Annotated in this window: 23 protein-coding genes and 2 pseudogenes; 17 read left to right on the plus strand and 8 right to left on the minus strand. The window is 34.1% G+C overall.

Annotated elements, in window-relative coordinates; translation table 11 throughout:
- Positions 1-97: 97 nt before the first annotated feature.
- Positions 98-1,021, plus strand: a complete 924-nt coding sequence (locus H6622_08960; GenBank protein MCB9061638.1) for an arginase family protein — start codon at positions 98-100, stop codon at positions 1,019-1,021.
- Positions 1,022-1,100: 79 nt separating this feature from the next.
- On the opposite strand, the gene H6622_08965 is transcribed toward H6622_08960, so the two are convergent.
- Positions 1,101-6,233: a hypothetical protein gene (locus H6622_08965; GenBank protein ID MCB9061639.1), complete on the minus strand. Its 5,133-nt coding sequence runs from the start codon at positions 6,231-6,233 to the stop codon at positions 1,101-1,103.
- A 183-nt stretch (positions 6,234-6,416) separates the two neighbouring features.
- A complete protein-coding gene (locus H6622_08970; GenBank protein MCB9061640.1) occupies positions 6,417-6,878 on the minus strand; it encodes a transposase in 462 nt (153 codons plus the stop codon).
- Between the two features lie 61 nt (positions 6,879-6,939).
- Here H6622_08970 and H6622_08975 point away from each other — a divergent pair, with 61 nt between their 5' ends.
- Positions 6,940-7,254, plus strand: a complete 315-nt coding sequence (locus H6622_08975; protein ID MCB9061641.1) for a transposase — start codon at positions 6,940-6,942, stop codon at positions 7,252-7,254.
- A gap of 76 nt (positions 7,255-7,330) precedes the next feature.
- On the opposite strand, the gene H6622_08980 is transcribed toward H6622_08975, so the two are convergent.
- Positions 7,331-7,924, minus strand: a complete 594-nt coding sequence (locus tag H6622_08980) for a hypothetical protein (protein ID MCB9061642.1) — start codon at positions 7,922-7,924, stop codon at positions 7,331-7,333.
- A 538-nt stretch (positions 7,925-8,462) separates the two neighbouring features.
- On the opposite strand from H6622_08980, the pseudogene H6622_08985 reads away from it, so the two are divergent.
- Both H6622_08985 and H6622_08990 read left to right on the plus strand, forming a co-directional pair.
- Positions 8,463-9,110 (plus strand): annotated as a pseudogene (locus H6622_08985) (IS1595 family transposase).
- A 201-nt stretch (positions 9,111-9,311) separates the two neighbouring features.
- Complete coding sequence (locus tag H6622_08990; protein ID MCB9061643.1) at positions 9,312-9,953, plus strand: hypothetical protein; 642 nt, start codon at positions 9,312-9,314, stop codon at positions 9,951-9,953.
- A 260-nt stretch (positions 9,954-10,213) separates the two neighbouring features.
- On the opposite strand, the gene H6622_08995 is transcribed toward H6622_08990, so the two are convergent.
- A complete protein-coding gene (locus H6622_08995; GenBank protein MCB9061644.1) occupies positions 10,214-10,456 on the minus strand; it encodes a hypothetical protein in 243 nt (80 codons plus the stop codon).
- A 70-nt stretch (positions 10,457-10,526) separates the two neighbouring features.
- Between H6622_08995 and H6622_09000 the strand changes: the two genes are divergently transcribed.
- The 7 genes from H6622_09000 (at position 10,527) to H6622_09030 (ending at position 16,602) form a co-directional block, all read left to right on the plus strand.
- The gene (locus tag H6622_09000; protein ID MCB9061645.1) at positions 10,527-11,081 is read left to right on the plus strand and encodes a YceI family protein; all 555 of its coding nucleotides are present in this window, start codon (positions 10,527-10,529) and stop codon (positions 11,079-11,081) included.
- Positions 11,082-11,221: 140 nt separating this feature from the next.
- On the plus strand, positions 11,222-11,899 hold the full coding sequence (locus H6622_09005) for a succinate dehydrogenase cytochrome b subunit (protein MCB9061646.1): 678 nt from the start codon (positions 11,222-11,224) through the stop codon (positions 11,897-11,899).
- The gene (locus tag H6622_09010; GenBank protein ID MCB9061647.1) at positions 11,896-13,815 is read left to right on the plus strand and encodes a fumarate reductase/succinate dehydrogenase flavoprotein subunit; all 1,920 of its coding nucleotides are present in this window, start codon (positions 11,896-11,898) and stop codon (positions 13,813-13,815) included. Before H6622_09005 ends, H6622_09010 begins: the two co-directional genes overlap by 4 nt.
- Positions 13,816-13,848: 33 nt before the next feature.
- Entirely contained in the window at positions 13,849-14,610 is a 762-nt protein-coding gene (locus H6622_09015; protein MCB9061648.1) for a succinate dehydrogenase/fumarate reductase iron-sulfur subunit, read from the plus strand.
- Positions 14,611-14,960: 350 nt separating this feature from the next.
- Complete coding sequence (locus H6622_09020; GenBank protein ID MCB9061649.1) at positions 14,961-15,776, plus strand: DUF2786 domain-containing protein; 816 nt, start codon at positions 14,961-14,963, stop codon at positions 15,774-15,776.
- Entirely contained in the window at positions 15,773-16,222 is a 450-nt protein-coding gene (locus tag H6622_09025; GenBank protein ID MCB9061650.1) for a PaaI family thioesterase, read from the plus strand. Before H6622_09020 ends, H6622_09025 begins: the two co-directional genes overlap by 4 nt.
- A complete protein-coding gene (locus H6622_09030) occupies positions 16,204-16,602 on the plus strand; it encodes a DUF423 domain-containing protein (GenBank protein MCB9061651.1) in 399 nt (132 codons plus the stop codon). The genes H6622_09025 and H6622_09030 overlap by 19 nt, the downstream gene beginning before the upstream one ends.
- A gap of 183 nt (positions 16,603-16,785) precedes the next feature.
- On the opposite strand, the gene H6622_09035 is transcribed toward H6622_09030, so the two are convergent.
- A complete protein-coding gene (locus H6622_09035; protein ID MCB9061652.1) occupies positions 16,786-18,009 on the minus strand; it encodes a transposase in 1,224 nt (407 codons plus the stop codon).
- Between the two features lie 58 nt (positions 18,010-18,067).
- Here H6622_09035 and tnpA point away from each other — a divergent pair.
- A pseudogene (gene tnpA / locus H6622_09040) lies at positions 18,068-18,417 on the plus strand (IS200/IS605 family transposase).
- Between the two features lie 48 nt (positions 18,418-18,465).
- On the opposite strand, the gene H6622_09045 reads toward tnpA, so the two are convergent.
- Both H6622_09045 and H6622_09050 read right to left on the minus strand, forming a co-directional pair.
- Positions 18,466-19,302, minus strand: coding sequence for a hypothetical protein (locus H6622_09045; protein ID MCB9061653.1), 837 nt, complete (start codon positions 19,300-19,302; stop codon positions 18,466-18,468).
- Complete coding sequence (locus H6622_09050; GenBank protein MCB9061654.1) at positions 19,280-20,032, minus strand: hypothetical protein; 753 nt, start codon at positions 20,030-20,032, stop codon at positions 19,280-19,282. The genes H6622_09045 and H6622_09050 overlap by 23 nt, the downstream gene beginning before the upstream one ends.
- Before the next feature lie 189 nt (positions 20,033-20,221).
- On the opposite strand from H6622_09050, the gene H6622_09055 reads away from it, so the two are divergent.
- Positions 20,222-21,496, plus strand: coding sequence for a FecR domain-containing protein (locus H6622_09055; protein ID MCB9061655.1), 1,275 nt, complete (start codon positions 20,222-20,224; stop codon positions 21,494-21,496).
- A 14-nt stretch (positions 21,497-21,510) separates the two neighbouring features.
- Complete coding sequence (locus tag H6622_09060; GenBank protein MCB9061656.1) at positions 21,511-23,028, plus strand: hypothetical protein; 1,518 nt, start codon at positions 21,511-21,513, stop codon at positions 23,026-23,028.
- Here H6622_09060 and H6622_09065 read toward each other — a convergent pair.
- Entirely contained in the window at positions 23,025-23,708 is a 684-nt protein-coding gene (locus H6622_09065) for a 7-carboxy-7-deazaguanine synthase QueE (GenBank protein ID MCB9061657.1), read from the minus strand. The genes H6622_09060 and H6622_09065 overlap by 4 nt on opposite strands.
- Before the next feature lie 83 nt (positions 23,709-23,791).
- Between H6622_09065 and H6622_09070 the strand changes: the two genes are divergently transcribed.
- From H6622_09070 to H6622_09080, 3 genes are all read left to right on the plus strand, one after another.
- Positions 23,792-24,352 (plus strand): hypothetical protein, encoded by a 561-nt coding sequence (locus H6622_09070; protein ID MCB9061658.1) that lies wholly within the window; start codon positions 23,792-23,794, stop codon positions 24,350-24,352.
- The gene (locus H6622_09075) at positions 24,345-24,686 is read left to right on the plus strand and encodes a hypothetical protein (protein ID MCB9061659.1); all 342 of its coding nucleotides are present in this window, start codon (positions 24,345-24,347) and stop codon (positions 24,684-24,686) included. The genes H6622_09070 and H6622_09075 overlap by 8 nt, the downstream gene beginning before the upstream one ends.
- A 109-nt stretch (positions 24,687-24,795) precedes the next feature.
- Entirely contained in the window at positions 24,796-25,224 is a 429-nt protein-coding gene (locus H6622_09080; GenBank protein ID MCB9061660.1) for a TraR/DksA C4-type zinc finger protein, read from the plus strand.
- The last annotated feature ends 51 nt before the right edge of the window (positions 25,225-25,275 follow it).

Here is a 25,275-nt window from a genome sequence, read left to right on the forward strand (position 1 = left end):
TTATTCTAACTCTTAACTCAGGCAAACTCAATTAGAGATTTACCTTTTGAATCGTTGTGGGCAGAATGAAATAAAAATCTTTGCAAGGAACTAACCCGTGTATGACACTCAAGAAATAATCAATCAATTAAATCGTAGAAAATTAGACCAGTTTTCAAAACAAAGGGTTGAACTATCGAGTCATTTTAAGTTTCTAACTTCATCTACTGACAATGGGGTTTGGAGAAATGGAGGAAGACGGGGGGCAAATTTTGCCCCGTTATCTATTTTGAATTCATTTGAAAAGCTTCCCCCTACAAAAAATTCTGCTACTTTTTCGGTTCATGAGGTTTCAAGTGATAAGAACGAGATATTAGATTTTATAAAATCACAAGAAGAAGAAACTCAAAACATAAAACAAATTATATCAGATAAAGAAAACATTATTCAACTTGGTGGAGGGCATGATCATATCTATCCCCTTTTGAAGTCTTTTGAAAATAAGTACAAAAAAATAAAAGTTATTAATTTAGATGCTCATTGTGATACAAGAATAGATGAACTCCCCCATTCTGGTACTCCCTTTAGGCAGTTTGATCAGAATTCAAAATGTGATTTTGAGATCGTTCAAATGGGGATTAATCTTTACAATAATAGTGTAGAAACTTTATCTGAACTTAAAAACGGAAATATGAAAATTATCTCTCTTTCTCAGTTGCAAAAAGAAACTGTAGCTTACTCAACTCTTGATACTCCTATACTTTGTGATATTTTTAAGCACGAAGAAGATGAGCTCATTGTTCTTAGTATCGATTGTGATGTGCTTGATGTTCATTCTATGCCTGGAGTAAGTGCCACCAATCCACACGGACTATCCAAACGATTTGTTAATGATTTCACTGAATTTTATTTTAAAACTGTTAAAAATCAAAAAGTGATAGGTATCTATGAGTACAACCCTATTTATGACGATCTCACAAATAGCGGTTCCAAATTTATTGCTCAACTTATTTGGAAACTCATGAATAATTTAAATACATAAAAAAACATCCATCTGAAAATTCATATAAATTCATTACGAAAAAGTAATATTTATCATGAAGAACGTATAGTTAAAAATATCAGCTACGTTTAAATAGATTCATTTTTATATTTTTTATGCTTTTGATTATTTTCTTGAAAGAATTATTAATCAAAAACAATACACCTGTTTTACATTTATTTTTTGAATCATATTGTGAGTATGATCTATATCGATCTAACAATTTATTTCTTAGCTTTTTTTCTTTGATTTCTTTAAAAGTAACATTCTTACGATTCTCAGCTATTTTTAGTTGCAAATATGAATTAATCAGATCATCACTCCATTTGTATTTACTTCCTATGTTCAAAAATGCTCTTTTTAAGCTTATGATTGCTTGTCTATTAAGTTTATCCGGAATAACAAGACTGATAAGAGCTTTTTCTAAATTTATATTTTCAGTAAAATCTAGTTTTGCAATTACTTTTCCTAAGTTTCTAATAGCATCGGAGTCAAAACTTTTATGATTGATCAATTCATTCCATGTATTTTTATGATCTTCGTCCCATTCATAATTCCTGTAAAGTAACATACTGCCTGCACCTCTAATTATTTTTAAATCAAACTTTTTAAAATTACTAAATCTTTCCAAGATATATTTAATTTTGTTCCATCTAAAGCTACTAATTACTTTTGAATTGAACTTGTTATGTGCAAGCAATTCATCCCAAATTTCTTTACTGGAATCTCTATCTTTAAAATATGAGTTAGCAAAACTTTCAGCGATAAGAATAATTCCTTTTTCATCAAGTTTTGTATGATTTAATAATTGTCTCAAAGCTAGCTTTTTATCTTTATTCCCAATATAGCTAGCGAAATATTTTGACCAATAACCAATTATTTCTCCGGTAAAATTTTTATGATTAATCAAAGTTTCCCAGACAACTTTAGTTTCACTGTCCCAAGTATCTTTTAAATTCAATATGACTGCCCCAATCATAGGAGTCATATTTTTGTTTTGTTCTTTTGTAATTGGGATACGAACAAATGCTTTTTTATAATCCTCTTCATACTTAAAGCTGTTTCTTATAATATCATTGAACAATTCCCTGAAAGTTTGTCTATCAATTTTTTTATACTTTATTATTTTATCCCAAGCGCTTTTTTGATCTTCACTCCACTTTCCTTTTATAAAAGAAAAATTAAGCAATATATTACCAAGTTTATTTGAATCTATATTTTTATGTTTTATTAATTTGTCCCAGGCAGTTTTGACATCTTCATTCCACTTTCTCTTTAGGTTTAGAAAAGCTCTACCTATATATACAATATCTAAAGAGCTAAGCTTTTCACGATTAACAAAACTAATGAGGATCTTTATATGTTCATCTCTCAAATCTCCTTTCATTTTACTCATGGCGTGTGAAATGTTATAAACACCGTCCTCACCAAATTCATTATATATTTTTCGCCATGCACCCATTAACTCTTCACTCCAATCACCTTTGGTATTCATGAATGCTTGTAATAAAGCCTCCTGAAAATGATCTTTTACTTTTTCAGATTTCACAATACGAACTAAAGCTTTTTTCAAATCTTCGTTCCATTCACCTTGTATCTCTGCAAAGATCTTCAGCAGGGTTATAACTTCGCCAGAGTCTAGCTCTTCTGGTTTTGCAAGACTCACCAGCGCTTTTTTAAGATCATCTGTCCAGTCCCCTTTTATATTTTCAAAGCCTCTTATTAGAAAATACAAAGATTCAGGATCATGTTCTCTTGATGCCACTAGACCCGCAAATTTATTTTTGAGATCCACACTCCAATCTCCTTCTACTTTTGAAAATAATGAAGTTAATATCTTTTCCTTTTGCAACAATTCAATATTTATTAGTTTTTCCCATGCTTTATTGAGATCTCCCAACCATTTGCCTTTCGTATTAATTAAAACATGAGCGAGATCTTCAAATAAATGTTCTTCAATTTTTTCAGGAATTATCAGTTTGGTGAATGCTCTCTCTAGATTATACCCCCAATATCCATTCACATTCAAGAAGGCCCTACTTAATGTACGAAGGGAGTTATAATCTAACTCTCCTGCGTCTACTAATTTAACAAGTGCTCTTTTTAGGTTTATATTCCATTCCCCCTTGATATTTGTAAAAGCTTCTTCTAGTTTTTTAACTGAATTTGTAGAAAGTTTATTTGGAATGACTAGGCTTGCAAGTGTATTTTTAAGATCCTCGTTCCACTCTCCCTTGATATTTGCAAAAGCTTCTGCTAACTTTTCAATTGAATCTGTAGAAAGTTTATCTGGAATAACTAGAGCTAAAAGTGCTTTTTTAAGATCCTCGTTCCACTCTCCCTTGATATTTGCAAAAGCTTCTGCTAACCTTCGAATTGAATATGTAGAAAGTTTATCTGGAATAACTAGAGCTACAAGTGCTTTTTTAAGATCCTCGTTCCACTCTCCCTTGATATTTGCAAAAGCTTGTGCTAATTCCCAAATTATATCAGTTGAGAGTTTTTCAGAAATCACAAGACTAACAAGCGCTGCTTTTTGACTTTCACTCCACTCTCTTCTAATAGATCTAAAATCGTATTCCCACGTACTAACTATAGATTGTTCTAAACTAGACTTTTCAATAATTTCTTCCCATGCGATGAGTTGATCAGTGCTCCACTCACCTTTTATTTTAATAAAATATTTACCTAATGCACGCATTGTTTCTGAATCAAATTTGTTTAAACCAACTAGTTCTCTCCAGGCATTTTTTTGATCTTTACTCCATACACTTTGAATTTTTAGAAATACTTCTACTGTGGATATTATTGCCTTTGAATCGAATTCCTCACGACCGATTAATTGTCTCCATCTATTTTTTGTAACTTTACTCCATCTGTCGCCAAAACTCATAAACGAAGACACAAATCCCTTCATGATATCCGGCTTGAATTTCTCATGATTAAATAGTTCATTCCATATTATTTTTTGATAATCAGTCCATTCTTCAAAAGTAAATATAATATCACCTCCTAATTCTTGAATATGTTTAGATCCAAATGAATCTTGCTGCATTATTCCTTGAATCAGCAATAGATAATAGTCACTGTCCTTTTTCAAATTATCTACAAACTCAATAATCAACGACAACATCTCTGAATTAAATTGTTTCGAGTTTAACTGATGTAATAATTCTTCTAACTGCCTTTGTAGTATAGAAATCATTTTATCTTGATCAAGAAATTCAAAAAGTTCATTTATAAAATCTAAGTTGTCTATATCCAATAGATAAATTTTGTCAATTTCTCGCACAAAAGTAGGATGCTCCATAATAGCTTGCATATTATTTTCAATTGCATATTTAAAGCCATCAGTAATTTCCTTTCCTTTAAGAATTAATTTCACATGCTCCATGCTCATTTCAATATTTTGTTCATTAAAAGCATCTTGAGCATTCAGAAGTCCCTCACTTAATAAAAAAGAGTTCTCTCCATATATTTCTTCTTTTATACCTAGCTCTTTAAAGATAGTTGATATATCTTGCATGAACTTTTTTGTATTCAAATGTTCTTCATTTTTTAAAACGTTATGTGCTTTTTCTAATTTCCTGAAATCGAAACCTGAAACTTTTGATAATTTTCTAACATCATCCTCATATTCAGCTAAATCTAATAATGTCAGTAAAAGTATTTTTTCATCTTGCTTATTCCATTTTTCATGTACTTTGAAAGCACTCCCTTTTTTTACTTCAAAATCATATAGTCCTTCTTGTGAAATAACATCATGTCTAATTTCAAAAGCTCGCGTAACAGTTGGATCATACAATCTGCTCTGATCAAAACGACTATCAGTAATGAGTAGTTCCCGAAATTCACGATCAAGTGACTTTACTTGAATTTCTATTGACTTGGATAAGTGTTCTTTAAAAATCGATGAAAGGGTGTAAAAGTTAATTTTTTGGTCAATCAACTCAAGATCAGGGATAACGACACTTTGTGCTCCGAAAAATTGGACATTCCTTACAAAAAAATCAAGAATCATATTCACATCTACAGCTTTCATTTTATTCCCTGTAATTGTATGGACGAAAAGAGTCTTACCATGATCACTATCCAATAGGGTCGTCGTTACATAACCAATAAATCTATCTTTGTTATCTTCTACAAAGAATGTTCTTTCAAATAAAGAATAACTAAATAGAGGGGAATAATTACTAGAACAATCTTTTGCCCCTATACCTCTAAAAAGTGCCAGTGTTGGAGGCACTTCTCTTAATCTAATATCTCTGTAATTTTCAAATTTCTCTATTTTTTTTTCTGAAATTCTATCGAAATATTTCCCAATGTATCCCTTCAAGAGCTTCTTTTCTTTATCTTCCAAACTGAAAACATTTAATAAGGCTTTTTCTCTTTTTGTATACTCTTCTTTATCTTTTAAAAAATCCAATTCTGCTTCAGAAATTTGCTCAATCAATTTTTTTAGATGCTCAAAATTATTTTTTCCTGGGTGTGCTTTATGGGCCTGTGTAAAATAAAGAAAATCTACCTTAGTTGAAAGTGACAACTCCCTTTCATACCTTATATTAAAATCATTATGGAGCTCTTCTTTTGATAATTTTCTTTCAAATCCAATCCTCTGAAAATCCAATTTGATATAATCTTTCTCCTCTATTGATTCGATTAGTTTTTCAAACTTAACTAAATTGTTTTGAATCTGACTAACTTCTGTTTTAAGTTCTTTTGAAGCAACTGAGTACAAGGCACCTAAAAGAGTTGAGCTTCTACTCATTTGAATCTCTAATAGTTCTTTTTGAATTGTTGATATTAAATCTTCTGGAAAAGTATCTTCGCTATTATATTCATTAAGCAAATTTAAAAAAGTATTTCTCAATACAGAAAATGCATTAGTATCTATAATCCGTGTCAAAATTTGTGAATTACTCTTTGATGTTAACTTTATATCTACAAGCTCTGGTCTTTCTGTTAAATAATTTTCAAATTCTTTCTTTCTAGATAGCTCTAATAATAGTTCACTTTCCAAATTTATAAGATTCAATAAGTCGACTTTATATGTAGAAGACTCACGCAAAAGCTGGGGAAACTGATGTTTTACTGAAAGTAAAACATCAGTTGCCTTACGAGAGTACTTAGGATTCGGATTGTCTTTTGTGTTTGCAGAAACACCACTTATTAAAATTAGAAATAAAAAGATTTTAAAAAATACTCGTAACATTACAAGGGTCTCCGATTTATAAGTTTTCAGTTCCGATAAGTATTTGAAATTATATAAACCATATAATTTATTTACTAGCTTTCCATTGATGCATAATATCATTCACTCTGTTGTTTCTCCACTTGAATGAGTAAATCTATATTTTTTATACACAAGTAAGCCTCTCTAACAAAAAAGTTGAAGTTATTGAAAATTAATTGGAACCCACTTAGAGTTCAAGAATTCAGATACTTGGAGGATTTTAAGCTTAAAATACTGCATATTCCTATAACAATAAGCTCTTTTCTTTATTGTTTTGATAACGTTGTTTATTCCTTCGGAAAGCGATGAGGTCACAGGGTATTTAAAGTAGTTTCTGAAAGTGTCCCATCCATCGTTAAAGGTTTTCCACCACTTCTTAAGTTCATAGAAGACACCTGCTTGATTTATCCATTCCCCCATCTCTTCAAATTTTGCTCTTGCTTCAGGAGCTGAGTTTGATTCAAATATCTGATGCATACCTTCTTTAATGAGTTCAAGGTAAACAAAATATTGATTATCTCTCATGACTTCCCGAATATACCGGTTCTCAGCTTTTGTCCGTCGATCAGATTTTTTAGTAAATAGTTGTTTTAATTTACTTCGAGTCAGTGACCATAAACCCAAAATTTAGTCCATTATCTGAGTGAGTCTCACTGTTTTTAAAATAAAACAAGGAGGCAATAAAATGAAAGGCAAAAAATTTTCAGAAGAAGTGATTTTCAAAATTTTAAAGGAATATGAATCGGGAATTCCAGCAAAAGAACTTGGACGCAAATATGGAATGGCCGAGCAAACAGTTCATAAATGGAAAAAAAAATATCACGGGATGCAGGTATCTGATGCTAAAAAACTAAGAAGTCTTGAAGAGGAGAATCGACGTTTAAAACGACTCGTTGCTGATTTGAGTTTGGATAATCAAATACATTTTTTGGGGAGAATTCCAGTAAAATTCACAAAAGTGACTGAATACAGTCGCAAATACAAAGTAGCAAAATTCTAACTAGCTCAATCTTACCAGAAATCAATACCACTCCTTACTTTGTTGATGCTTAAAATTTAAAGGAATTGTGTAGAAGTTAGTTAATTTTTTCTATATCGATACCAGAGAAGTTCCCCTCCCTGATCGCTTGTGAAACTGTTTCATTGACTATTATTTCGAAGTGGGATTCCTTCAACCTAAAAATAGGAAGGTTAATCTGTTTACTTTTATCAATTATTAAGTCATGAATATAAAAACTATCGCCAATGGCCGCTTTTTTTGATGCTGATAAGTCCGCGCAAGAGAGAACCCCTACAATATTGATGAACAGATAATCTTTTTCAAGAATTTCATCATTTTTTGCATTAATAATCTTGGTTGGAAATGCCTGAAGATTATTTGCACCGGCCGATTTGAGAGCCTTAAACAGCTCTAGAGTCATGATTGAAGGTAGATGATAATAATCGTTTAGACGTTCTTCAAGAGTCAGTACGGGAATTTCACCTTCAAAAAAAGGGTCATATTGATCATAGCCATAGTCTTCACCTACATGCATTTCAATTTCAAAGGGGAGTTGAAGTTCTTTCGGGTCAATATACTGTCCGCTCGTTGTATGAATCCTTCTATGGGAACTTCTTTTCATCATGATATTTTCACCTTTGTCAGGTGAAATGACTCTGTAATAATTCATTGGTGTACCCCTCTAATACGCTTAACTCATTATAATAAAAATCCCAAGAAGGTTATAGGAAATAATTACTTTTCGAGATCATTTTGAGCATGAATGAACTCTTTTTTATCCGTTATGATCCAGATGTCATGTGTAAAATCATCTTCTAATGTTTCCAACGGCCATTAGTTTGAAACTATCCTTTTGAATAAGGCAATCTGGACAGCGTGATTTCACAAAATCATCTTTGTCCGCTGTGGACATTTTGTAAACAGCATGACTCTGCCTTCATTCATTCGATTCTTGAATGCTGTTTTCTGTATGTCTTTAATTCTTTGTGTAATAAAAATATTCAGAATCCAACAGTTAATATTATACAAACTACTGAAACAATCAGAGTGATTTTTTACGGTTTTTGCATTGTTTACGCAGCTTTTCTGGAAGTTTTTTTCTTAACTGCTTTTTTTACGACTTTTTTCTTAGTTTTTTCTCGTAGTTTTCTTCTCTTCTTTCACTTCTTCTTCATCTTTTTTATTGCCTGTCAACCCCCTAATGTCGGACAAATCTCTCGGCACTTGAGCTTCAAAACCATCTCTATCTAAAAAGCTACTCTACAGCTTGGGGAATGCTTCAGAAGATCAGAGTAGTATTAATCGATCGAGGCGCGCTCTATAAGCTGAGTGGCGAGATTGAAGTTGATGGGAGTCAATTTGGAAGTCAAGTGAATGAGACAGATCAAGAAGTCATAATTGGAGTTGAAAGCAAACATTGGGTTGATGAGAACGGAAAAGAAAAGCCTAAAGCCGGTTTTGCACAAGTCATGTTGGGGGTTGAGAATAAGGAAAACGTTCAAAAATTTATATCAAAAAATATAGAACCTGGTTCAGCATTGCATATCGATGGAGCAAATGCTTACGAGATTACTCATAATAAGGTTGATATTAAAGCGGAAGTGACTCTTGGAAATAAAGAGATTTTGTCCAGTCTTCACCCTTGGATGTATCGATTTGTTTCAAATGCGAAAGTTTGGATTCTTGGGACACATCATGGGATAAGTCCTAAATACTTAAAAAATTACCTTGGAGAATACGTTTACAGGTTTAATAGAAGACATGATAAGAATAGATTGTTTACAAGGGCCTTGAAGGCCTGTTTACAGTCAAAACCGAGAACAATGCTCTCAATTACCACAATGCTTAGTGGATAGTGGATAGTGGATAGTGGATAGTGGATAGTGGATTCTTGATCATAAAAGTGACAGAGTAAATCACTTTTAAAACAAAAATGCTGCTCAAATCAGTTAAAATTTAGTTTTCAAAGACACAATTTTTACTTCAAGGAGCAGCAAGGATGATGTTACCAAGATTTCTTAAAAATTTAATCCCAAATTTTAAAATAATTCGCTTTGATGAGTGGCATAAGCGTGGCGTCATTGATGTTTACCTGGAAAAGGAAGATAAAAGTACTTCTAAGACATGCTGCCGCTGTGGATCTGTGTTGGGGCACTCTCGAGGCAAGCAATAAACGCGTTTTAATCTATGATAAAACAGCACTACTAACAGGGATGGATGCCAAGGTCGTAATTGGGCAAACTCTTTTTACTACTAATTCAGCTGGAGATTTGAACTTTCCACTTGGAATTGCTTCAGATGGAACTAGACTTGTCATTGTGGATGCGAGTGGCAATAGAATTTTGATTTATAATACTATTCCCACTGTAAGCGGGCAATCTCCTGATGTAATTTTAGGGAGCTTTGGAACTGCAGCGAACCAATTGTACAATCCTGTGGGAGCGTTTATTCATAATGGAAAGTTATTTGTTGCTGACAGGGGAAATGATCGTATTTTAATCTGGAACACAATTCCAACAGTTGGAACTGAATCAGCGGATGTGATTTTAGGTCAAACTACAGCGGGCCTTGGGGATCATAATCAATGCAATTGCACCACTGCAGCTGCAAATACATTATGGGGCCCACATATGGTGTATCATGATGGATGTCGGCTTATTGTAAGTGATACTCAAAATAATAGAGTTCTTATCTATTAAATGAATTTTTTGTGTGAAACCTTATATAGCAATTAGAATAAAAAAAGGGAGGATGACAGCATATCCTCCCTTTTTCAAGAGACATTCTAGAAGATGAAGAAAATCCTTTTCAACAATCTTCAGCACACACACATCTTAAATATGCAGACATTATGCCAATTTTGAATTGCATTGCAATGAACGTTAAATACTGGGAGTTACGAAGTAATAAAAAATTTTAGTGTCGACAATTTGACAATAATCTAAATCTCACAGTCAATTCATTGGCCGTAACGTTGCAAAAAATGAGAGAGTTTCTGTATGGCCAGATCAATTCCCTCAGATTCATCTAGACAATTATATAAAGACTCGACATGTTGAAAAATTTTTTTTGATTCTTTGGTCACAATATCTATATCAATTGAAAAACTATTTATTTGTGAACAAACAGTGACTCGACCAAGCAAATGCTCATTATTGTCTATTTGTATAAAAAGTTCGTACGGGTATTCTTTTTTTTCCATGTTTTGTCAGATTGAAATGTTGATCTAGATCATCTAGTATCACAGCAATTTAAAACAGAGGAGCGAAATCATGAAATATTATTTTCTAGTGCTATTATCCATTCTTAACATTTCAAGTTATGCAACATGTAAACTTAAAAATGATACATTCAAAATTGGATGGACTGCTTTTAAAACTCCAAAAAAAGTTGGTGTCTCAGGTACATTTAACAAACAAGCACTAGGACTTGTTTCACATACAGCGTCTTCAATTCAAGAATTGTTGAAGGGAGCTAGTGTAGAAATTGATTCGAATGATGTTTTTACAGACAATAAGGCAAGAGATGGTAAAATTGCCAAATTTTTCTTCTCGACGATGGAAGTCTCAAAGAACATTAAGGCCGATGTTTCAAAAGTAACCGATAAACTCATTATGTTAAAAGTTTCTATGAATGGAAGAATTGTGGAAGTTCCCATGGAATATACGTTAAAAGGAAATTCTCTTGAGGCCAAAGGAACATTAGACGTTTTAAATTTTGCAATGGACAAAGAACTTAAGGCCCTCAATCAGGCATGTTTTGCAAAACATGAGGGCAAAACGTGGTCAGATGTGAATATTTCTTTTCAAGCTGATTTTGATTGTTAAATTTATGGTGAACTTTTAAAATCACAAAAGTTCACCAAATACAGATTATTATTTTCACCTCATTTCAGTTAATGTATGATTCTTACAAATCGATAGATGTTTATCTTTAATTCGACCTTAATAAAAGGAGTCATGTCTTCATGAAATTATTCTTTAGTTATGTACATTCTTCCATTGTGAAGAAACAGGTCATGGGAGTCACAGGCCTATTGCTATGTGGTTTCCTCATTACTCACCTTGCAGGGAATTGTTTAATTTACGTAGGAGGTGAAGCTTTCAATACCTACGCACATAAATTAATAACGAATCCCTTTATTTATGTTGCAGAAGCAATTCTGGCCTTGATTTTTTTATCCCATATTGGGCTGGCCATCCGATTGACTATTGAGAACAAAAAAGCAAGACCTCAAAAATATTACATGAAGGTCGCAACAGGCAGAGGAGCTACATTTGCTTCATCTACGATGCCCTACACTGGACTCATCATTTTGATTTTTCTTATCTCTCATCTTCTTCATTTTAAATTCAGTGGTCACTCTTATAAAGAAATTTACAATGGAGTTGAAATGAAAGACTTATATAAAGTAGTCATCGAATACTTTGCAAATCCTTTAAATGTGCTATGGTATCTTTTTTCTATGGCCGCTTTAGGTATTCATGTCAGTCATGGATTTTGGTCAGCATTCCAATCCATTGGATTTAACCATCCAAAATATAATTGCGGTCTTAAAATTTTATCCAAAATTTATGCATTGATTATTTTTATTGGCTTTTCTGCCTTACCAATCTATGCATTCTTGCAAGGAGTTAAAGCGTGAGCGTAACACTAGATTCAAAGATTCCCGAAGGTGATATTAGAGAAAAATGGGATAATCATCGTTTCAATACAAAATTGGTTAACCCATCCAACAAAAGAAAATACAAAGTTATTGTTGTTGGAACAGGCCTGGCCGGAGGGGCCGCCGCAGCGACTCTCAGTGAGCTAGGTTATCAAGTCGATGCTTTTTGCATTCAAGACTCTGCTAGACGAGCGCATTCCATTGCAGCCCAAGGTGGGATCAATGCAGCTAAAAATTATCCAAATGATGGAGACTCTATTTGGAGACTTTTCTATGATACCGTTAAAGGCGGAGACTACCGCGCAAGAGAAGCTAACGTCTATCGTTTAGCACAAGTTTCGAATAATATTATTGATCAGTGTGCGGCCCAAGGCGTTCCTTTCGCCAGAGAATATGGTGGAACCCTGGCCAATAGATCATTTGGGGGAGCTCAAGTTTCAAGAACTTTCTATGCAAGGGGTCAAACAGGACAGCAACTTCTTCTCGGAGCCTACTCGGCCATGATGAAACAAGTTAATAAAGGAAAACTCAAAGTACACGTCCGAAAAGAAATGGTGGATGTCGTACTCATTGATGGGAAAGCTCGCGGAATAATTGTTAGAGATATTGTGACAGGTGAATTTACTAAACACGTAGCTGATGCAGTCATTTTAGGAACAGGCGGTTATGGAAATGCCTACTTCCTTTCAACAAATGCAATGGCATCAAACTGCTCCGCTGCATGGAGAGCTCATAAGAAAGGTGCGTACTTTGCAAATCCTTGCTACACACAAATTCATCCAACTTGTATTCCAGTATCTGGAGATCACCAATCTAAATTAACGCTAATGTCAGAATCTTTACGAAACGATGGAAGAGTTTGGGTTCCTAAGGCCCAAGGAGATAGACGTTCAGCTCGAGAGATTCCCGAGGAAGAAAGGGACTATTATCTCGAAAGAATCTACCCTTCATTCGGAAACCTTGTTCCAAGAGACGTTGCCTCTAGAAATGCGAAACTTCAAGTTGATGCAGGTAAAGGAGTCGGGCAAACTGGAATCGCAGTATTTCTAGATTTTGCCGATGCCATAAGAAGAGATGGGCAAGATACAATTAAGGCAAAATACGGAAATCTCTTTGATATGTATCAAAGAATTACCGATGAAGATCCTTATAAAGTACCAATGAGAATCTATCCAGCGGTTCACTATACAATGGGTGGAGTATGGGTTGACTATAATCTTATGAGTACAATTCCTGGGCTATTTGTTCTTGGAGAGGCCAATTTTTCAGACCATGGCGCCAACAGACTTGGTGCTTCTGCGCTTATGCAAGGGCTTGCTGATGGTTATTTTGTCATTCCATACACATTAGGTGGTTATTTAGCTAAAAATACCCCTGACAAACTCACTACAGATCATGAAGAATTCAATAAAGTACTTAAAGAATCAAAAGATAAATTTGAAAAGCTTTTAAGTATTAAAGGGCCAGAGACTGTAGATTATTTTCACAAAGAACTTGGGAAAATAATGTGGGAGTACGTCGGTATGGCCAGAAATGAAACAGGACTTAAGAAGGCCATTGATCAAATTGGGGCCCTTAGAGCTGACTTTTGGAAAAAAGTAAATGTTCCTGGTAATGGTAATAACATTAATACTGAACTAGAAAAAGCAGGTCGTGTTGCTGATTTCTTAGAGATTGGTGAACTGATGGCCAGAGATGCTCTTGAAAGACCTGAGTCTTGTGGTGGACATTTCAGAGAAGAAAGTCAAACAGAAGAGAACGAAGCAAAAAGGGATGATGAGAACTTTTGTCATGTTGCTGCATGGGAGTGGAAAGGTGAAAACCAAACTCCAATTCGCCATAAAGAAGAACTTAAGTTTGAATACTGTAAACTAACTCAAAGAAGTTATAAATAGGAGTACCCTATGGGTGGAAATAGTACTGAAACGATGACGCTACATTTAAAAATTTGGCGTCAAGAAAATGCCAACGCAAAAGGGCAAATCGAGGATTATACACTTGAAGGGGTTTCTCCGGATATGTCTTTTTTAGAAATGCTTGATGTCTTGAATGAAAAATTGGTGAGAGAAAATAAAGACGCAATTGCTTTTGATCACGATTGTAGAGAAGGTATCTGCGGAATGTGCTCACTCATGATAAATGGACAGGCCCATGGCCCTCAGGCCGAAACGACGACCTGTCAACTCCATTGTCGCTCATTCAAAGACGGAGATACAGTCGTTATAGAACCCTGGAGAGCGCGAGCGTTTCCTGTTTTAAAAGATCTCATGGTAGATCGTTCATCTTTTGATGCAATAATGGCCGCTGGTGGGTTCATAGACGTCAATACCGGAAATGCCCAAGATGCCAATGCTATTCTTGTAGGAAAAGAAAACGCTGAACTTTCAATGGACGCTGCTGCTTGTATTGGTTGTGGTGCTTGTGTTGCAAGTTGTAAAAACGCTTCTGCCATGCTTTTTGTCTCTGCAAAAGTTTCACAGTATGCTTTACTTCCTCAAGGTCAAGTTGAAGCTGAACAAAGAGTGCAAAACATGGTGGCAAAAATGGACGAATTAGGTTTTGGAAATTGTACCAATGAAGCAGAGTGTGAAGCATCTTGTCCTAAAGGAATTTCAATAAGCAATATTGCTAGAATGAATAGAGAATTTTTGAAATCTGCAGTTTTTGCTAGAAGTACACCATCCATATAACAGGATAGGCCTCTTTTAAGAGGCCTTTGCATTCTACCTTGACTGAGTCTACAAAAATGGCCTAACTAGCAAATATGTTGATCTATTCAAATGCTATTAATGCTTTTATTAGAAATGTTCACTCACATGCCTTAAAGATTTTGTACAGTGAATGCCGTCTTGAAATAAAAGGTAAAAAAGTATTGTTCAAAGGGTATCTTTATCCTTTAAGTATTGTTGTCTTCAATAATCCAAACCAACTTGGGTATTTCGACTATAAGTATTTTCAAATAGGTATAAATCAAATTCTTTTTGAACGAGTCGATCAAAATCTTCTACTCAAAGTTTTGCGGCATGAGTTAGCACATTTTATGACTTACTTGAACTATGGCGAAGGAGTCACAGCTCATGGTGAAGAATTCAAATGTATTTGTGAAAAGTTCAATTGGCCAAAAGAAATTTCAAAGGCATCGTTGGATTTGAAAAACTTAATCCCAACAAATAATGGAAAAGACTTAAAGGTTCGAAAACAAATCAAAAAATTATTTGAACTCGCCAAGAGTTCCAATCTACATGAAGCACAAGAAGCAACCCGAAAGGCCAACGAATTACTTGCCAAATATAATTTGGAAAATGCATTAGAATTTTCTGAAGAAGAAAACGTTTATGTTAAAGATGTTCTCATATACAAAAAAAATAATAAAAAATTACATGCTATTTATGAAATCCTCACCTATTTTAATGTTTCACCTTTTTTTTCAAAAGGACAGGGGGAATGTAAGTTAGGTGTCCTAGGAGATTTACTTAGTGTTGAGAGTGCTGATTATATTGCAAATTTTTTAGATCATGAATTTGAAAGACTTTGGAAAATCAATAAGAAAAACAATTCTAATCTCAAGGGTTCAGTAATGAAAAATTCTTTTTTCACAGGTCTATCATTTGGTTTTTGTGAAAAACTTAAGGCCCAAAAATATCAATATCAAATTCATGGTTATAATCTTGTACAAATTGATAAAAGACTCGAACAAATGAGACGAATTGCATTTCCAAGACTTGGCCATACATCAAGTTCGGCCCAAGTAAATAATCAAAGCAGAAATCTTGGTATTGAATCAGGTCGGAACTTAAATATCCGCCATGGGCTAAACATGAATCAAACACTCTTTTTGCCAGGAGAAAAAAATTGAAAATTTCAAATTTAGAAGAATTTTATAAAAAAATTAATTCATATGATCGACATATGGGTCTGGATTTTTCCATCGATGGGCCTGGAGATATCACTTATCACCTTGAGGTTACAAAAATTCATCTATCAAGTCCTGGAACTGCACATGGGGCAGTCACAGCTGGTATGATGGATGCTACTCTTGGAATGACAGCTCTTTCACATGCTGTTACAGAAGATAAATTTTGTTCGACTGTAGAGTTCAAAATTAATTTTATTACTCCTGTTAAGGAGGGTGATGTTCTCATCGGTAAAGGGCAAATTGATCACAAAGGAAAATCTCTCGTTATTGTTAGTGGGCAAATTAAGAAAAAAGAAGATAACAAACTTGTTGCAACCGGTTTGGGAACGTTTAACCTCTATCCCATGGAAAAAAAGGATATAGAACAATGGATAAAACCAGAATAGATAAATTCAAATTTGATTTCGTCATATTTTGCCTCCTCATGTTTTTAGCAGTGGCACTGGGTGCATTTGGCGCACATGGATTAGAGTCAAAATTAACGACCAAAATGATGAAAACCTATCATACCGGCAATCAATATCACTACTATATGGCCTTTTCATATTTCATGGTTTCACTTTTAAAAGTGTATTTCCCAAATATAAAAATAAAAATTGTAAAACTATTGATCATTGTCGGTTTATTTCTGTTTAGTGGCTGCTGTTACCTCTACGCACTTAGTGGATTAAAGTTTTTAGTTATATTGGTTCCACTCGGAGGAACAGCATTTTTGGCCGCATGGCCTGTGCTGGCGTATAAAATTTCAAATGAAAAAGTGAGTTAATTCCAAATCGGTGTTGAAATTGTAGGTGCCGGAAAATCATAATCAATATACATATCGAAATTGTCATAATTTTCAAAAGATGTAAAAAGATAAGGCCATATATCTGTACCAAACAGCGCCGAAAACTGTGGTTTAATAGGTTGACGTCCGCCCCTCCGTAAACGGAGGGGATTCCTAGTGTGCTTATACACTACTAGAGGTTACCGCTTCAAAGATTGGTGCAACCACCACATCTCCACGGTCTCTTCGGGAGCGCCCCTCCCTGTCTATATTTTTACTTCCATTTTTATCAGCATCTTCCACATGGCCACAGTTTAAGCACTTAAAGGCTTTTCCCTTCCTGTTTCTTTTATCATTGTAGAGACACTCACTACATCTTGTACTTGTGAATCTAGGATTCACAAGCTCAAGATATCCACTACCCCATTCAGTTTTATACTTTAACTGGAGGGCAAAAATTCCCCAGCCCTGAAAGAGAATCTCTCGATTTAGACCTGATTTGGCCTTTACATTTTTTCCAGGAGATTCCAAGCTTCCTTTTGCTGATTTTGACATGTTTTTTATCTTCAGATCTTCTAAACTTACATAGCTGTGGTTCTTGGCAACGTAAGTGGATGCTTTATGAAGAAAATCATGTCTAATTCTTGCTATTTTTGAGTGCAGTTTTCTTAATTGATTTTGAATTCTTTTCCATTTTTCTGAAAATTTCTTTTTCAATTTTAGACGCTTTTGAAGAGCTTTGATTCTTTCTCTTAATTCTTTACATTTCACTGGAAGAGTTAATTGGATATCTTTTAAACTGTCTGCCTCATAGCTCAAAACAAGCGTCTCAGCTATTCCTCGATCAATCCCGACGTTTGGATTATTATTTTTTGCTACTTCAATGTCTTTTTCAACACAAAAACTAATATACCAACCATCAGATTCTTTTTTAATCGTTGCATTCTTGATTTTTCCCTCAATTTGCCTAGATAGTCTAAAAGCTACCTCTCCTGCTTTGGGCAATTTTACAAAGGCCTTCTTATTACTGACTTTTCTGATCTCAAACTGTTTTGGGTCAGGAAAACGAAATGAGTCACCAAAATGTCTTTTTTTAAATTTAGGAAACCCAAAGCCACTTCTCCAAAATGACTTAAAGGCCTTATCTAGGTCTTTCAACGATTGTTGCAGTATTTGGGCAGGAGCTTCTTTTATCCACTCAAATCCTTCAACTTTCTTTAAATTCTTTAACTCATTGGCCTGATCAAAATAGTTGGTTCCTTTTCGATATTGATTCCATGACAATATTCTATGTTCCAGGCATAAGTTGTAAAGAAAGCGGCATGTCCCGGCCCATATCCCAAAAAGTCTTTCCTGAGAAACAGTCGGTAGCATTTTAAATTTATAGGCCATATTGATCGCTTTCATCTCCACATGAGGATATCATCAATTGACAGGTTAGAAAAGCTCAAATATTAATTAGTCTATGAGTAATTTAAATTCAAAAAAAGCGATCAAGGAACGCACAAATCCGAAGATTAGACATGGAAGGCATTGTATTTTTCTTATTCACGCACACTTAGTCTTTGTGACTAAATATAGAAGAGTATGTTTTACACCAAGAGTATTATATCACCTAAAATAGCTCTCTCTCGTTTGGTTGGTTCATTGAAAGGTGTGTCTTCACGTTATGTTCGAGAAGCAAATTATCCTGAAATCAAAAAAAAGTTATGGGGCAAGGCCCTATGGTCACCCAGCTATTTTGCTGGTAGTTGTGGTGGAGCATCGCTAGATGTTATTAAACAGTATATTCAGGATCAGGAAAGACCTGAGTGACCTCGCCGGTGGGCGTTTGCTTGTATCACCGCACTGAAGTACGGTGTTTTACGCAAACCAATGATAAACGTGCGCAACGCCGGTGCAGTTTGTTTGATTTTTATAAACATATAGAAAAGCATAGAAATCACTTGAACCAGGCGGAGGAATGGGAACTTGAACATTATCAACTAATGTATTCCCATCAAAATTTGATCCACCGATTGCATCCCCCATACAATCACTATGGATGGGAGGAGATACGGAGTTGCTCAACTGCAGTAATTCCGAGAGTGAGATATCTGCACGTACTAATGGATAAGAAGGTATCACAACTTTAAATGATGCCACACCTCCATTAGCAGCGGTTAAACAAGTATTTCCGTAAGCTGTGGCATATGAAGTAAATTCAGCATTATTACAAACCATAACTCTTAGTTCTCGGAAACGATCATCATCTTCATCATAGGCCATGTATCCAGGAGATAAAAAAGCACCGGCAAATAGCGGATTTTTACATTTTGATCTCTCTAATACCCCATTCACAGTCATCACTCCGCTTAAAAAAAGTGTGAATTTTTCACACCAAATTTGAGCTCTCCCAAAAGTTGAGTCCATATTTTCATAGGCCATAAAACGAAATTCCCAATTGCCTGGAGGGAGTGGATGTGGATACTCAAGATCAATATCTTGGACAATTTCAGGGACATTGAAAGAGAATCTATCTCCAGTATCTAAATGTAGCCCAAAGATTTGGACTCCATTGATGCTAATAGATGAGGCCATTAAGGAAGATGTATCAATTTTAAAGCGAACTTTTGAAAATTGATTATTCCTTCCACATGTAGAAAAAAGTGCAGCAAAAATTAACGTAAAAAATATTTTAATAAAACGTTGTTTCAACATCTACAAGTACTCTCATTTCAGATGAAGTTATAAATTTTCTTTTTATTCCAAATTCATCGGCATAGTCAAAAACAATGGGAAAGATATTGATTGGTGCTCCTGAACAAACTTGATTATCAAAAACAGCAATTAGACCATAAAGCTCTTGTGAATTGACATAGGGAATAGGTATCTTGACTTTATATATATCATTTCCCCCTGCAGGGCCTGCGAGACAGCCATTATGCAAGAAATCAGTCGCCGGCAACCCCCGAATTTTTTGAATAATATTTCTATTTAGTTCAACTCCATGAACTGGTGTTCGAGGATAAACGACTTTAAATGATTTTAAATGCATATCCTCAAGACAAGAGGAATTGTCCCCAGCACTAAATGCGCTTTGACTACAAAAGTAAACATGCAAAGATTTGAGCTGAGAGTTGGTCGTTGAAAAAGCACCATTAAGACCAAGTTCTCCTGCAAAAACAGGATGATTACAATCAGTTTTTGTTAGCTTTATATCAAATTCATATGTTCCACCACTCAATTGAGCTTTTATCTGGCCACAATATGTAGGTAAATCATTTAATGGATTACCATCTGTAAAGTGGATGGCCCTAAAATTCCAATCTCCCGAAGAAAGAAGTTGCTCAAATTCCCTTTTGTCTCCAGAGGTGTCTAAAAATGTCGAAAATGTATCTTTAAGTTGGAGATGTCTCCCAAAGATAAAAACCCCTCCATCTGCGGACATTACCCCTTCTATTCTCGGAAACGAAAACTTAACCAACGACTTGTTATTAGATTCATTTCTTCCACAAGACAGGAATAGCAACGATATCAAAATCAAAAGGATGCGTTTATTCATAGAACTATAAGAATATATTCATAACCTCTTGTCAATTGAGATTGTTTATTTCTAGAATGTTTACGGAGGTCTAATATGCATACTTTGCTTTTATCGTTCTTAATTGTTTTTTCAAACTCCATCTTTGCAAGTGATGCTTCAGTTGTCCTACTTAAAGGAGAGGCCTTTTATGAAAAATCAGGAAAAAAAGAAAAGTTAAAACAAGGCTCTTTAGTTCCTGAAGGAGCAATCGTCAGTACATCTAAAGCTTCAGTTGCAAGATTAAAACTTGTTGATAGCAGCATTATTACTGTTGGGCCAAATAGCAATGTTGAGATCAAAAAAATGGATAAAAAAGGTCCTGGAGTACTCAATCTTTTGCAAGGAAAAATTCGGGCCAATGTGGAAAAAGAGAGTACTGGAGAAAAAACCAAACTTTATATTACAACAAAGACTGCAGCGATGGGTGTCAGAGGAACAGAATTTCAGGCAACTTTCAATCCAAAAAACAGCATTACTGGACTTCTCACTTTTAGAGGCGAAGTTGTAATGTCTAAAGTTCAAAATATTTCATTGCTGAAAAATATCACAACCATTGAAAGTGCTTTTAAGAATGAGTTTGCTGTACGGGTACAAAAAGGTCAATTTTCTAAAGCTGAAGTAGATCGAGAAAAACCTGTAAGGCCAGTACGCATTGCTCCAAAACAATTTGCATCAATGCAAAAAAATGAAACCCTTCTTACAACAACTCCAGATTTTAAAGTTGGTGCCCAACATGAACATAGAATCGCAGGTATTCCAGATTCTATCATTGAAACAAATCATGAATTTTTAAAAGAAGAATTGATCAAGAGTAATTTTGTTCAAAATGATCAGATAGCACTGGTTGAAAAAGATTTAAAAGATCATGACTTTAAAGCTGAAGATTTTGATGTTATGCCTGGCGGGATGATCACTGAAAATGGTTATTATGTTGCGCCCATTCCAGGTCAAAGTAAATTTGACCCGATTGCAAATGTATATGTTCCAGATGAGAGCTTGGGGCAGATTGATTTTAGAACAGGTGAATATATTCCACCTCGAGGTTATGAATTAATAGACAGTGGGGAATTTATTGTAAAAGACCCTCAGCTTATTGAAAAAAATGAATTTATCAGACCTCCGAAATTGCTCCTTGGAAGTTTTGAATATAATGAGTTTGAAAAAATGGCCTATTATGATCCAAACTTTGATCCTAAATATGATCCAGTTTTAGAGCAATATATTGAACAATATCTAGATGAACAAAAAGAGGAAGTAGAAAATCAGACCTCCCTCCCTCCACCATCTGCTGATAACAGAGTTCGATTTAGAGTGACAATTATCCCTTAATAGTTTGGAGTTCTATGAAAATTTCTATATTTATTTTTTCAATTTTTTTATCACTTGGTATTTTTGCGAATTCTTTAGCTGATGCTTATAAAGAATATTTTGATGGTTACTACCAGGATGCGTTAGATATTTTGGATGCAGTTCCGCGTACTGAAAAAAACAATGGGATTATTTCATATTGGAAAGCATTATCACATAAAAAGCTTGAAGCATATGAAATGGCCAAGAAACATTTTCTTGAATCTTTAAGTTATGGATATATACCCACAGGTATGGAATATGAATTAGGACAAACCCTCTTTGCCTTAAATGAATATAAACTTTCTATTGATCAGTTTAAAAAGTCATATAAAAAAGATTTTAAAAAAGCAGAGTCTGCACTTTATGTAGCAGAAACCTATGAACGATTAAATAATAAAAAAATGGCACTTAAATTTTATAGTGTTCTAGAAAAACAAAAAGAGATTAAATTAGCGCAAATAGGATCCTACAAAAAAAACATACTCTTGGCGCAATCAAATGACGTTAAATTTCTTGAAAAAACTGTCTTACCTGGATTAGAGGAATCACTAGATAAGGATCCGAGTTCGCAGTTATCTCCATCAATTACTCAAAAGATTTTTGAACTCAAAAAGAAATTGGGAATTTCTACTCGTAAAGTTGATCTCTTCTCAGCAAGTTATGACCTGGCAACAAAGTTTGATGATAACGTGAATACTGTAAGTGATGCTTCTAGCAGTTCTACTGAAAAAAAGTCATCTTTTGTACTTAAAAATGATTTGCAGATAGACTTGACTCCTACTCATGGCGATAATTGGCAATGGGATTTGGATTTTGGTGTTAGTCATAATTACTATTTTGATCGAAATGATTCAGAAGTTTATCAAAATGATAGTCTGGATATGGATGGTTATATTGCCTATATAAACAAACACAATCTTTTTAATAAAAAATCTCAAACAGAATTTGGAGTTAAATATACATATACTTTGAAGGACTATAATGCGATTGAATCGTTAGAGCACTATTCTGATACCTATGCGATATCACTATCAGAAGAGCTTTCTTTTGCTACAACTAATAACTTAACTCTTACTTATGATCTATCTCTTGTTAATTCATATACTGATACTTTGGATCAAGTAAATCATTCTCTTTCATTGACATGGTCAAACGTATTCTCTAATCAGCATATTATTATCATTACAAACAAAAACTCACTCAATACTTATACAAATGATTCAACTGAGGATAGTAATACATACCTTTTACGTAGTGATTATATAATTCTTAAGGCCTTGGGTTCTGTTGATTTTGGTCTAAATGGTGCTGTGACATTGACTGACACAAAAGATCAAAGTAGTACGAGAGGCACAGAAAAAAAATACCAGGCCGGTACAAGTTTTTCTCACGACCTGGCCAAGTGGGCAAAAGCAGAACTCTCCTATGACTGGACTAAAAACACTTCAGATTTAGATTCATATGAATATACTCAAAACGTCTATACATTTACTTTAACTGGAAAATTTTAGACTTCTTTAAGTAAGGGGCCATAGATCCATTTATGCTGTTGTCCAATCACACGAAATAAATAACCGGTTCTATAATTCCATTCTAAGATTTCTTGAAATCTTTTCTGAGGAAATTCTTCAAAAGTGTTGTATGAAGGAGTGATTACCCAAGGAAAATTAATCTCACCTACTTCATTTTTCACTTGTTGATATGCACTAACTACGAAATCAAAATCTACATTATTCTCAATAACACTTTTAATTTGAAATTTATGAACATATTGCTTGGCCATCTCCATAATATGTTTTAATGGAGTTCTAATTCCTGTAGAAGGTGTTTTAAAATCAAAGCTCACAAAATCTATGCAATCGAAAAGTTCATGACTTATTTTAGTACCTGCTGCTTCGATATTTAAATAGTATTTCATTCCCTTGAGGGCCAAGGCCAACTTGGTGGCCAGAGGTAATAATTTTGGATGAAGAGGGTCTCCACCTGTTATTGATACTCTTTTTATTTTATATTTTTCGATTTCAGAGATGACTTCTTCAAGAGTAAGGTTTCCATTTTTAAATTCCCAAGTATCTTTTGAGTCACAATTGAGACAACCCACAGCACAACCTTGAAATCGTACAAATACTTGTGGTAAACCAACAAAGATTCCTTCTCCTTCTGTGGCTAAATAAATTGAGTTTATAGGCATACAATCCATGCGCCCTACTTAACACAGAATTCCATATTTTGTTAGTGAATTCATGCTAGATTGAAAAAACTAAGGAGTAATTTATGCTTATTGAACAGGCCTATATCGAAATAATGGAAAAATTAAAAAATGGTGAACGAGCGCTCATGGAAACAAATCAAATCCTTGATCTAGATCTTAATCAAAATTTAGATAAATTATTTTCTTTAAAATCCTACAAAACTTCTGAGATAGACTCTTTTAACAAGATTTTATGTGTTCTCACTTACCAGATTAAAGGAAATTTTAAGTTGGGAACTAAAGTTTTAGATATAGCTCTTTCCATAGAAAACTTACCTTTTGAAACAGCGATCTACTGTTTAAATACACTTTCAAAACATGTCATCGAGTATTGCCAATTAAAAGGAAACAAATATCCAACTGAACTTTATGAAGTTTTAAAAAAATATCTCAAATCTGAAAATGCAGAATTACTCGAATGGACACTTAGAACGATTGACCAAATCGGTATGAAATCAATTGTTCTTAAAAATGAAATTTTAAATGTTCGACCGCATTTTTTTAAAGGACTAAATCCCCATCATAAAAATTCTCGTGCTATAATAGAGATGCTAGAGAAGAGATGGAGTATTTTTAATGAGTGATTTTTCAGATCCCAATGAAATAGAAAAAAGAATAAAAAACTTTGTCTACCCTGATGGTTCAAGAATATTTAGCATTAATGATTATACAGATTATAAAATCCAACTTCTCATTGATGAAAAAGTAGCTCCAGGAAGGTTTAGGCCCTCTAATTTGGCCCCTGGAATTTACTATGCAAATTCTCTCACAATATCTGCAGTTAGAAAGAATTTATTCACAACAGACACTGATACTGACGCACTTGAAAAAACTGTCATATGTAGTTCTTGTAATCGTGATTCAGATGAACAATTCTGGTCCAGGTGTCCATATTGCGGCGGGCACTTCGAAAAATAACCATCTAAAATGTTACAATTTGTAAGTTTTTATGTACTTATCTTTTCAATTTCAATTAGTTAGAGTTTTCTAGTTAACAGCAACTACATTTTTTAAGAAAAGAGGATCTATGGAAAGAGAAAACTCTTATCTCTCTGATGAGCAGATTGAAATTTTGAAAGGGAAGCTACTTAGAGAGCGAGAAAGATTATCAATTTCAAACGGAAACAGTGATGATTTTTATCTAGATAAAAATGAATTAATGGATCCACTTGATGAAGCAAGTATTAACATTCAAGCTTCTCAGGCCTTAAGGTTTCGAAATCGAGAAATTTTTTATTTGAAAAAAATAAATAAGACATTGGCCCTCATTGAAAGCGAAGACTACGGATTGTGCGTAGAGTGTGGAGCAGAGATAAGTTTTGAAAGACTAAACGCTAGACCTACTGCCGAACTTTGTATCAATTGCAAAGAAGAGTCTGAATTTACAGAAAAAAATAATTTCTATCAAAGAAAATCAAAATCATTGGGCAAAACTATTTCGGAAATGGGGAGATAGGGCCATAGCTCAAAAATTCTAAAATACCAACAATTCTGTCTTAAGGGTTTT

The sequence above is a fragment of the Halobacteriovoraceae bacterium genome (assembly GCA_020635115.1).
Taxonomy (GTDB): Bacteria; Bdellovibrionota; Bacteriovoracia; order Bacteriovoracales; family Bacteriovoracaceae; genus JACKAK01.

Bases quoted from the DNA above. Each gene is read 5' to 3' on its own strand.
- H6622_08965 (MCB9061639.1), bottom strand. From the start codon at position 6,233: ATGTTACGAGTATTTTTTAAAATCTTTTTATTTCTAATTTTAATAAGT.
- H6622_08975 (MCB9061641.1), top strand. From the start codon at position 6,940: ATGAAAGGCAAAAAATTTTCAGAAGAAGTGATTTTCAAAATTTTAAAG.
- H6622_08980 (MCB9061642.1), bottom strand. From the start codon at position 7,924: ATGAATTATTACAGAGTCATTTCACCTGACAAAGGTGAAAATATCATG.
- H6622_08990 (MCB9061643.1), top strand. From the start codon at position 9,312: ATGAGTGGCATAAGCGTGGCGTCATTGATGTTTACCTGGAAAAGGAAG.
- H6622_08995 (MCB9061644.1), bottom strand. From the start codon at position 10,456: ATGGAAAAAAAAGAATACCCGTACGAACTTTTTATACAAATAGACAAT.
- H6622_09000 (MCB9061645.1), top strand. From the start codon at position 10,527: ATGAAATATTATTTTCTAGTGCTATTATCCATTCTTAACATTTCAAGT.
- H6622_09005 (MCB9061646.1), top strand. From the start codon at position 11,222: ATGAAATTATTCTTTAGTTATGTACATTCTTCCATTGTGAAGAAACAG.
- H6622_09015 (MCB9061648.1), top strand. From the start codon at position 13,849: ATGACGCTACATTTAAAAATTTGGCGTCAAGAAAATGCCAACGCAAAA.
- H6622_09020 (MCB9061649.1), top strand. From the start codon at position 14,961: ATGACTTACTTGAACTATGGCGAAGGAGTCACAGCTCATGGTGAAGAA.
- H6622_09030 (MCB9061651.1), top strand. From the start codon at position 16,204: ATGGATAAAACCAGAATAGATAAATTCAAATTTGATTTCGTCATATTT.
- H6622_09035 (MCB9061652.1), bottom strand. From the start codon at position 18,009: ATGAAAGCGATCAATATGGCCTATAAATTTAAAATGCTACCGACTGTT.
- H6622_09045 (MCB9061653.1), bottom strand. From the start codon at position 19,302: ATGTTGAAACAACGTTTTATTAAAATATTTTTTACGTTAATTTTTGCT.
- H6622_09050 (MCB9061654.1), bottom strand. From the start codon at position 20,032: ATGTCCGCAGATGGAGGGGTTTTTATCTTTGGGAGACATCTCCAACTT.
- H6622_09055 (MCB9061655.1), top strand. From the start codon at position 20,222: ATGCATACTTTGCTTTTATCGTTCTTAATTGTTTTTTCAAACTCCATC.
- H6622_09060 (MCB9061656.1), top strand. From the start codon at position 21,511: ATGAAAATTTCTATATTTATTTTTTCAATTTTTTTATCACTTGGTATT.
- H6622_09065 (MCB9061657.1), bottom strand. From the start codon at position 23,708: ATGCCTATAAACTCAATTTATTTAGCCACAGAAGGAGAAGGAATCTTT.
- H6622_09070 (MCB9061658.1), top strand. From the start codon at position 23,792: ATGCTTATTGAACAGGCCTATATCGAAATAATGGAAAAATTAAAAAAT.
- H6622_09075 (MCB9061659.1), top strand. From the start codon at position 24,345: ATGAGTGATTTTTCAGATCCCAATGAAATAGAAAAAAGAATAAAAAAC.
- H6622_09080 (MCB9061660.1), top strand. From the start codon at position 24,796: ATGGAAAGAGAAAACTCTTATCTCTCTGATGAGCAGATTGAAATTTTG.